This window comes from Candidatus Eisenbacteria bacterium, assembly GCA_035712145.1.
Taxonomy (GTDB): Bacteria; Eisenbacteria; RBG-16-71-46; order RBG-16-71-46; family RBG-16-71-46; genus DASTBI01.
The window spans coordinates 1-1141 of the sequence record DASTBI010000273.1 but is presented as its reverse complement, the minus strand read 5'-3'; the positions used below and the strand labels follow the sequence as shown (position 1 = coordinate 1141).

1 protein-coding gene is annotated in these 1141 nt (G+C 67.0%); it reads left to right on the top strand.

The features are described 5' to 3' along the window. Nucleotides 1–195 precede the first annotated feature (195 nt). Nucleotides 196–1028 (top strand): IS5 family transposase gene (locus VFQ05_19085; GenBank protein HET9328876.1). Its coding sequence is split into 2 segments (ribosomal slippage): nucleotides 196–580 and nucleotides 580–1028, totalling 834 coding nucleotides; the frame shifts between segments, so codons are not numbered across the junction. Nucleotides 1029–1141 lie beyond the last annotated feature (113 nt).

Sequence of the window (1141 nt, the reverse complement as noted above, 5' to 3'; positions counted from 1 at the left end):
TGCAACACGAGAGGCGGCCCGACGAGGAGCGTCCACGTCCGGCGAAGGCCCTCCAGGCATGGCGCCACTCCACCCCAGTCACTCATACTCGACTCATTTAGCATCGGGCTAAGAGCCGCTCCGGAAAGAAATTGAGTCGTTGGAATCGCTTGTGATTCCCTGCTCGGCACCATCCCTGATTCGCGGAGGTGCCCGATGTGGAACCCGGACCATCGCACGGCGTGTGACCGGCGCGGCCTGCGCTACCCGAGCGACCTCACCGATGCCGAATGGGCGCTGGTCGCGCCTCTCATCCCGCCCGCCAAGCGCGGGGGCCGTCCGCGCTCGGTGAACCTGCGCGAGGTCCTCAACGCCATCTTCTACGTTCTGTGGACTGGCTGCCAATGGACGGCGCTGCCGACGGACCTGCCGCCCCGCAGCACGGTCTGGGACTACCTCGACCTGTGGGATTGGGACGGCACGCTGGAGCGCATCCACCACGCGCTCTATGTGGAGGTCCGGGAGCAGGCGGGCCGGGAGGCGAGCCCGACGACGGCCATCATCGACAGCCAGACCGCGCGGGGAGCCGTTAAAGGGGGGCTTCGCTCGACCCGTCCGGCTATGACGCTGGCAAGAAGGTGCTCGGTCGCAAGCGCCACGTGTTGACCGACACCCTGGGGCTCCTCCTCGGGGTCGTGGTCCACCCGGCGAATGTGCAGGACCGGGACGGGGCGGAAGCGCTGCTGCGGGAGGCGCGGCGCAGCTTCCCATTCCTCGAGCGCATCATCGGCGATGCAGGCTACCAGGGCCGCAAGATGGAGGCCGCCGTCGCGAGGACCGGGAAATGGGAACTGGAGATCATCAGGCGCTGCGACCGGCACCGTTTCGTCGTGCTGCCGAAACGCTGGATCGTTGAGCGAACGCTCGCATGGATCAGCCGGTGTCGGCGGCTCGCCCGCGACTACGAGCGCCACGCCCGCAAGGCCGCCGCCTTCATCCGGCTCGCCATGATCCGCCTGATGCTGCGAAGGGTCGCCTCAAGCCGCTGATCCGGGATTCAAACTTCCCGGAACGGCTCTAACGTTTTCTCCGGGCGGGAGCAGCTCACTCATTTGCACAAATCCCCATCTCGGCAATCATCGTTGAGCGGGCGGGCTCGCAG